At 46.0% G+C, this 7,721-nt stretch carries 8 protein-coding genes and 1 pseudogene; 6 read left to right on the top strand and 3 right to left on the bottom strand.

What is annotated here, in order from left to right; translation table 11 throughout:
• Positions 1-140: 140 nt before the first annotated feature.
• Both ACX5KA_RS13090 and ACX5KA_RS13085 read left to right on the top strand, forming a co-directional pair.
• Positions 141-212 (top strand): annotated as a pseudogene (locus tag ACX5KA_RS13090) (AAA family ATPase); the annotation flags it as partial.
• Between the two features lie 54 nt (positions 213-266).
• Positions 267-1,010, top strand: a complete 744-nt coding sequence (locus tag ACX5KA_RS13085; protein WP_024024474.1) for an ATP-dependent metallopeptidase FtsH/Yme1/Tma family protein — start codon at positions 267-269, stop codon at positions 1,008-1,010.
• Between the two features lie 22 nt (positions 1,011-1,032).
• Here the strand turns inward: ACX5KA_RS13085 and ACX5KA_RS13080 are convergent, their stop codons facing one another.
• The 3 genes from ACX5KA_RS13080 to ACX5KA_RS13070 are packed head-to-tail and all read right to left on the bottom strand — an operon-like array spanning position 1,033 to position 1,953.
• Positions 1,033-1,350, bottom strand: a complete 318-nt coding sequence (locus ACX5KA_RS13080) for a DUF1801 domain-containing protein (protein WP_020745968.1) — start codon at positions 1,348-1,350, stop codon at positions 1,033-1,035.
• A 3-nt stretch (positions 1,351-1,353) separates the two neighbouring features.
• Complete coding sequence (locus ACX5KA_RS13075) at positions 1,354-1,491, bottom strand: hypothetical protein (protein ID WP_198033587.1); 138 nt, start codon at positions 1,489-1,491, stop codon at positions 1,354-1,356.
• A gap of 45 nt (positions 1,492-1,536) precedes the next feature.
• On the bottom strand, positions 1,537-1,953 hold the full coding sequence (locus ACX5KA_RS13070) for a BLUF domain-containing protein (RefSeq protein ID WP_024024473.1): 417 nt from the start codon (positions 1,951-1,953) through the stop codon (positions 1,537-1,539).
• A 107-nt stretch (positions 1,954-2,060) separates the two neighbouring features.
• Here ACX5KA_RS13070 and ACX5KA_RS13065 point away from each other — a divergent pair, with 107 nt between their 5' ends.
• The 4 genes from ACX5KA_RS13065 (at position 2,061) to ACX5KA_RS13050 (ending at position 7,720) form a co-directional block, all read left to right on the top strand.
• Positions 2,061-3,854 carry a sensor histidine kinase gene (locus ACX5KA_RS13065; protein WP_024024472.1) on the top strand — a complete coding sequence of 598 codons (1,794 nt, stop codon included), beginning with the start codon at positions 2,061-2,063 and terminating at the stop codon, positions 3,852-3,854.
• Positions 3,855-4,267: 413 nt separating this feature from the next.
• Positions 4,268-4,573 (top strand): 2-oxoglutarate and iron-dependent oxygenase domain-containing protein, encoded by a 306-nt coding sequence (locus tag ACX5KA_RS13060; protein ID WP_024024471.1) that lies wholly within the window; start codon positions 4,268-4,270, stop codon positions 4,571-4,573.
• Positions 4,574-4,769: 196 nt separating this feature from the next.
• Positions 4,770-6,893, top strand: coding sequence for a TonB-dependent receptor family protein (locus ACX5KA_RS13055; RefSeq protein WP_020745975.1), 2,124 nt, complete (start codon positions 4,770-4,772; stop codon positions 6,891-6,893).
• A 227-nt stretch (positions 6,894-7,120) separates the two neighbouring features.
• Positions 7,121-7,720 carry an MFS transporter gene (locus tag ACX5KA_RS13050; RefSeq protein WP_200866764.1) on the top strand — a complete coding sequence of 200 codons (600 nt, stop codon included), beginning with the start codon at positions 7,121-7,123 and terminating at the stop codon, positions 7,718-7,720.
• The last annotated feature ends 1 nt before the right edge of the window (position 7,721 follow it).

The raw sequence follows: 7,721 nt of genomic DNA, 5'->3' as shown, positions 1-7,721 counted from the left end.
TTATAGTCTCAAGGTCCGAAAAACGTACAATGCAGCCCCTCATACTTTAGCTTCCAACCAACTGAGCCTTTTCATTGCCTTGGCAGAAAAGCTGATTTCCAACCTTAGAATGCAAATAGCCAAATAAAGGCGCGGTTTTTATTGTCGCGGCTACCAATCGGCTGGATAAACTTGATGAAGCATTATTACGTTCAGGAAGGCTTGATCTTCATGTCCATGTTCCTTTCCTGGATAAAAATGCCCGGCGCTGGTTTATCGAAAAGTTCTTGCAGTACGACGTTTACGAAGAGGCTATAGATGTTGATTTAATCGTATCACTAACGGCTGGTATGAGCGGTGCAGATTTAGAGAAGGTTCATCGGGAGACAGTGCTTCAGGCTCTAAGTAAGAATACTGGCAAAATTGGTCAAAGTACGTTACTGGAAGAAATTAATATTCTTAAATATGGCGCTAAACGGACACTTGATAAGTGCGCAAAAATGCTGGCAGAAACCGCCTTTCATGAGGCTGGTCATGCGGTTATCTCAAAAGTTCTGATGCCAGAGAGAATAATTGAACAAATAAGTATTGTGCCCAGAGAACAAGCTTTAGGAATGGTGGCCTACAACAGGGAACAAGAAATTGATTACACGAAAGCTTTTTGGTTCTCGCAGACATGTGTAGCGTTAGCTGGTCGAGCGGCCCAGGTAAAACAGTTCGGAGATGAAGGATTAGATACCGGTGCCAGCAGTGATTTGAGGCAGGCCATGTGGTCTGCCTGGAATCCTGTTGCCAAATACGGAATGCATCCCGATAGTTACAACTTAGACACCACAGTGTTACATGAATGGAGCGGAGACGTTTACTTTCAATCTCAGACTGAAAAATTAATCAAAGAGTGGCTGGATGAAGCAACCCTGAAAACTGATCAATTAGTTGACCAATACTGGGAGCAAATAAGCAAGGTTGCACAAGCTTTACTGGAAGAAGAAGTGTTATCAGAAGCGCAATTTAAGTCGTTAATAGAGTAGAACAGTAAAAGTGGAACAAGTTCTATTTTTTGAGGCTTTGATAAACCGATATCCAATCATCAACGCTCACTTTGCTGACCAACTCGCCAATTAAGTTGTAGGGAATGTGTTTGGGGTTTTTAAAACGGATACAACTTTTACCCATATCCAGCTTAGTAGGTACCGCTTCGGCGTAACGGACCCGAAACCAGCTTTCGAGCTCAGGCATTGCATAAATGCCCATATGATAAAAGCCATAATGGCTTTTCTGTGCCGCCAGGTTCATAAAGGGTAATGGCAATTCTGGGTTGCAATGATAACCGGCAGGGAACAGTTGATGGGGCACCACATAGCCAATCATGTTTTAGTTGATGCATTCGCTAAATCTGGCTGGCAGGTTATCCAGTATTGTCTGGCGTAACTGTGATATTACCCGCTGCTTTTCCACGGGTAGGGCGGTAATGTACTGGTCTACCGATGTGTAACTCTGTGCGTCGGACATAGTCGCTCCTGGCTAACTTAGGTTAGATTGCTTAACCACTATGCCTTAAAGGTTGTCCTGATTACCAGCAAGGTGTTGCAGGAATTGGAATGCCTGTCGAGGGCTCATGGTTTCCGGCAGGAACTCAGTCTGGCCCATCTCTTTGAGCAATTTAGTAAACTCGGCACTGCCGCCGGCGTAGCCCATTTTCCACTGTTTGAAAATAGGGGCGGTGATTTCCTCATAGCTGATAATAGTGATTTCGTCATGGCGGGGGTCATCAGCAATATCCAGGTAAAGCTCGTTAACGGCGCTGCGTTCGCCTTCCAGCGCCTGCAAAAAATATTGTTGTTCGTAAGAAAGCATACCGCAAATGCCCTCGGCCTGATTGTTACGGCGGGCGGTGTCGAGAATGGATTTCAGATCGCTAAGTGACATTTCCCGCGAGGCATGGCTGTAGTACACCAATCTCACTAACTTCATTTTTACTTTCCTTTTTTCTAAACTGCGTAATTGTTTGCGTAACTGCAGGCAACGACTATCTTTCAAATATAGCAGAGTTTTCAGAAACGGTAGTGTTGGGTAAATGTATGGAAAATCCAGTGTTTTTGGTTGGTCAGAGTCCAGACTTAGCGGCATTTTTGCCGGATAACACAATGCACTGCGAAAAATTAACCAGCCTGAGAAACGCTAAAAAGACACTGCGCAGTTGTAAGCCCTCACTGGTTATACTCTGTGTAGGCTCCGATGATGATATTTCCCTCTGTCAGTCGGTAGCCCAGTATATTCGTCAGGGGCTGGTTAACCAGGATACCCGTATCATTCTTATGCATAACCCCACTCAGCAACTGGACGAAGTAGTCTGGCTGGAAGAGTACCAAATCAATGCCTGTTTAACGGCGTCTGAAGCGAAAGCCAAGTTTAATGCCAGTGTGCTCAAACGGGAGCTGGCCACTTTTGAGTATATTGAAAACACCTACCGTCAGCACGATGCAGAAACAGAATTGCTGGTGTGTATCACACGCTTTTCACGAGGCGACGAAAAGCTCACGGCGCTGCTTTCAACCTTCTCAAATGCGCTGGCGAGATTATGCCATGCCCACTGCAGTTTCGAAATTTACCTGGAAAACACATCGCGTTTTCGGGTGCGTGGTTCCGATACTGCCAGCAACGATCTGGCAAAAACTATGCAGGCATTGTTATCAGAGGGCGGGCTGCCGGCCAGCCTTGCTCAGGCAATAGAAGAACAGCATCCACAAATTCACCTGCTCGATGAAAGTGGCGGACTGGAGCCGGTTACCCAACTTATAACCACTCATATTGGTAGTTATCTGGCATTCCCCATCGTGGTGTATAAACGCGTAGTGTGTTTATTGCTTTACCTGATCCCCGAACAGGAGATGGAGCGGGTTTCCATGAAGCAGATTACGATTATCAATAAGGCCGCTGAGCAGCTTACGGTGTTGTTAGAGCGCAAACAGGCTGAGTCGAGCCTCAAGAAACAATATACCCGTCTGCGGGATACGCTGCTGGAGCTTAAATCCACTAAACAGGCATTGGCACACAACGAAAAGCTCGCCAGTATCGGGCGTATGGCAGCGGGTATCGCTCACGAAATTAATAATCCACTGTCATTTGTGATCAGCAACTTCTCCTCAATGGATAGCTATCTGGATAACATTATTCAGTTGCAGTCCATGCAGAGTGAGCTGTTAACTGCCATAGACATTCAGCAGGATCAAAAAGCGGCTCATCTCAAACAAAGTCTCAGTGAATTTGAGGAGCAGGCGGGTATACCGTTTATTTTGGAAGATATCAGAGCAATCGTCGCTGATTCTTTTAATGGTCTGCAACGGGTTAAAAATATCATTAGCGACTTACGCTCTTTTTCTCATAATCAGACCGGAGAAAAAGAGGTTTGTGATTTCTCTGTGCTGCTGGATGACACTCTGAAGATGATGCGATATGACCTGGATAACAAGGTTAGCATCCAGCGGAATGTTGAGTTCAATGGCGTGTTGCATACGCACTCAGGTCTCATTGAGCAAGTACTGGTGAATCTGATTAAAAACGCTGTGCAGGCAATGGAAAAGGCGGATACGGCTGAGCCGGTTATTCAAATAAGCGCTGCAGAGATAGATAATATGCTGCACATTCGAATTAGGGATAACGGCCCCGGCATGGCGGCCGACATCCAGCAGAAAATATTTGAGCCCTTCTTTACCACCAAACCCATCGGCGAGGGAACCGGGCTTGGCTTATCGGTGGTGTATAACATTATGCAGCGACTGGATGGTTCGATTCACTGCGAGAGCGAACCCGGTGTGTTTACCGAGTTTACTTTGTTGTTGCCATTAAAGCAGGAAAACGCGCAGGCTGATTGAGTTTTAAGGCGATTTCGGAGCATGCTTCAATTGGGTTTTACCGATAATTTTCCCATTGCATTTAACCGGCTGCCGTGTAGTATTTTATTTATACCATATACAGAGCAGGCGCGTGGCAACCACTTCGTTTTTTCAATCAATGAGTATGACATCACACCGCTTTACATGCGGTGTTTTAGGATTGCTGATCGATTTAATGTCGTTGCTCACGGTACTGGCTCACGGTTGTGTCAAACAGCCGGCGAGCATTCCTCACTTTAGTAAGCTTAATTTACTGCCATGCAGTTACGGCTTCTTCCACTGGTGCCTGGCCTGGTGGGCTGGTAACACAAAATCTCTTTAACTTAACTCATGCGTCTGCGCCTCGATTGAGCGGACGCGGCATTGTCACCCATTTTTTAAAGAGAGCAAAAATGACCTTACCTGTCATCCCCTTTTATCCACATCCTGCCCCGGCGCAGGCAATCCACAAGAGCTTAAGCCAGTCTGGGTTTATGCAAATCAGCGACATTGGTATAGAGCCGACATTATTAGCGGAAGTTTATGCGGTCAGCCGTGTATTTTTTACCGGCGATCAGCAAACCAAATCCCGCTGCGGTTATCGCTCTGCTCAGGAAAACTTTGGTTATCAGGGATTGCTGGAGGAAAACCTGGATCCCACCGCTCCGGCAGATATCAAAGAAACCTTCACTATGCGTAGCTTCGTCCTGGGAATTTGAAAGGGAACAGCCACTCCTGGATTCTCACGTTTCGCTAGGAGACTTGCTAGCGCCCTCTGAGTGGGCAATCATCTAGTTCATAAGCATTTTTGTTAAATAGATTTTATTCTTCGAATTTTTTGTTGATAAAAAAACAATTATATATATCATATACGAACCATTATCATTTGTATTTAGAGTATTAAAGGGTAAATTTATGAGAAATGTAAGTAGAGTATCTAAATTGGGTAAAGCGATAGCATTTGCACTAGCGGGACTGTCGAGCGCGTCCGCAATGGCAGCTATAGCGCCAGACGATATTGAGCGTATCACCATTAGTGGAAATAGCGATTCAACATTTCCACGCACCATGGCTGCCGTTGATTCTGGCAAAATCTTTGAGGGCAAAAAGACCTCAGTGGTAGAGCTTGATGAAATGCCTAACTTCATTGAGCCAAACTTAAGACAGATGTTTTCTACGCTGCCGGGGCTCTTCGTTTCAGATCAAGCCATCCCCAGTTTTTACAATGTGAACTACCGCGGCTTAGGAAACCCTCATGAGTCTGAGTTCGTGGGCTTTTTTCAAAACAATATTCCCCTAGCCGCAGACCTTTTCGGATACCCTACCATCTACTACATGCCGCCAGCACAGCGTATTGAGCGCATAGAATTCGTTCGCGGCGGGTCGGGTTTAATTTACGGTCCACAAATAGGGCCGACGGTAAACTTTATTACCAAGCGCGCAGAAGTAGGCCGCGATACGGGCTTTCGAACCGATCAAGCACTCGGGAGCAATGGGCTATATAGCACTTATAATGAGTTTGCCACTTCAACTGGAGACTTCGGTTTCTTTGCATCGGTAGACCACCGTTCGGCCGACGGCCCTCGAGATAATGAAGATTTCGATGTAACATCAGGCCACGTTAGTGTGGCTTATGAAGGGTTTGACGACATTCGCCTTGGTTTCGAACTTGATGTATACAACTCAGACTCTGGTGAAGCAGGTCGTTTGAGTACGACGGAATTTGAACAAGACCGCAATCAAACATTAACCCCATTCAATCGTGTTGAGATAGAACAAGTACTGGCTAATTTTACTTTTGCGCAGAAGATTAGCGATAGTGCGACGCTTGACGCGAATGTCTGGTATTCATACATGGACCGCTTTAGTCGCCGTTCTGGGCAATTTTCTGAGCCTGAGAATGAGCCTGCTACCACAAATATTGATCAACAAGAATTCGATAATTGGGGCTTCGACGCCCGTTATGCGCAAGCCTGGGGCGACAACAATGTGCTGACTGTGGGGACAACCTCTTACTGGGGAGATAGCCCAAGAACTCGTCACGTCAGTAGCGATATTCGCTCTAACCAACAGAACGCCGCTGACTTGCTATTCGATCAAGACCGTAAAATGACGTATAACGCCGTATTTATCGAAAATTTATTCAAATTCGATAAATTGAGTGTGGTACCTACCCTACGTTATGAGCGCGTTAATTACGACTTAGAAGAGTTGACTAAAAATCCAAGTCTAAACCGAGATCCTATCGACGTAGACGAGACTGAAAATGAACTGCTACTCGGTCTTGGCATGATGTATCAGCTCAACGAAATCAGTGAGCTTTATGCAAACGTTTCTGAATCTTATCGCCCTCAACGATTTGATGATTTGGCCAACCCCAATTCAGAACTCGCCAGCTCAAATGGCCCCGATGTTTCTAGTGCAATGAACTATGAATTTGGTTACCGCGCCATGCCTGTTGATGGTCTTGTACTTGACGTGAGCGCGTTTAGAATCGACTTTGACGACAAAATTGAAACTATTCAGGTAAATATCGCTGACATAGAGCGAGTGAACTCTGGCGACTCTCGCCATCAAGGCGTAGAGTTTAGCGTCGACTACGACCTTTTTGCGGGTCGTGCTGACGAAAGTTTTAGAATTTTTGCCAATGGCTCGTTGCTTGATGCCGAAATCGTCTCTTCCCTTAACGAGAGCCTGGTTGGAAATACCACCGCTTTTGCACCGGAGTATCTTTTACGCGCCGGGTTTATATACAACACGGAAAAGCTTGATGTCGCGCTTACTGCGACAATGGTAGACGAGCAATTTTGGCAAGACTCGAATGCGTCTAGAGGAACAGGCATCGATGAAATAGCCGCGCTAATTCCTTCCTATGAAGTTGTTGACCTGACCGCTGAATATCGTATCGATTCGCAATGGGCAGTATATGGAGGCATTAATAACCTTTTAGACGAGAACTATTATTCTCGCGTGAGAAATGATGGTATCGAACCTGCCCTCGAAAGAACCGTATTTGCAGGCGTACGCTTTCAAATGTAAATAGCAAAATTGTAAGCAAGCAGGGGCGATAACTTGGCCCTGCGGTGCGCGCTTATAACCAGCGTCTTTTCAGACCACCTCCACACTTCAACATGTAATAAAATCGCTCTTTACGACCATTTCTTTTTGTTTTACCTCGCCGTTAAATTCCCTCATATTCCCGCAAATAATTAATAGCCATTAGAACGCAGTTGCGGATTGCAGGGGCTTTAACGTTGGAAAACACATTGTCTACAGAGCCTAAAGTACGCATTTCAGCGCCGGTGATTGCCCTGGCAATGTATGCGATAGCGTCAGGCTATTTAATGAGCCTCATTCCACTTATGCTAACGCACTATGGCCTTGATACGTCGCTGGCCAGTTGGTTAGCAAGTAGCTTTTATGCAGGCCTTCTTCTCGGTGCGTTGGCCATTGAGCCTTTGGTTACCCGCTTGGGACACCGAAACGGATTTGTTTGGTGTTTAGGTACGCTCATCACTACTATTGCCATAATGCCTGCAATCCCTGACGCCAGCGTTTGGTTGCTTGCCCGGTTCGTTGCTGGCGTTGCCGTTGCAGGTGTATTCGTTGTTGTTGAGTCTTGGTTATTACATGGTAATGAAGCCGACCGCGCCAAGCGCGTGGGCCTTTATATGGGAGCGTTCTATGGTGGCAGCTCGTTAGGACAGCTTTGCCTTGGCTTTGTTGGCGTTCACGGTGTGATGCCTTTTGTCGCCATTTTTACTGCGCTACTTTTTGCTGTTGGTGTATTACTGCTTATAAAAAGCGATCAGCCCAGTAGCGCGGAAATCACACCACTATGGGGTTCTAGGGATTTTCCCCTCTAAA

This window comes from Alteromonas alvinellae (assembly GCF_902705805.1).
Note: the sequence above shows the minus strand (reverse complement) of the source record. Positions and strands in the feature narration are given on the sequence as shown.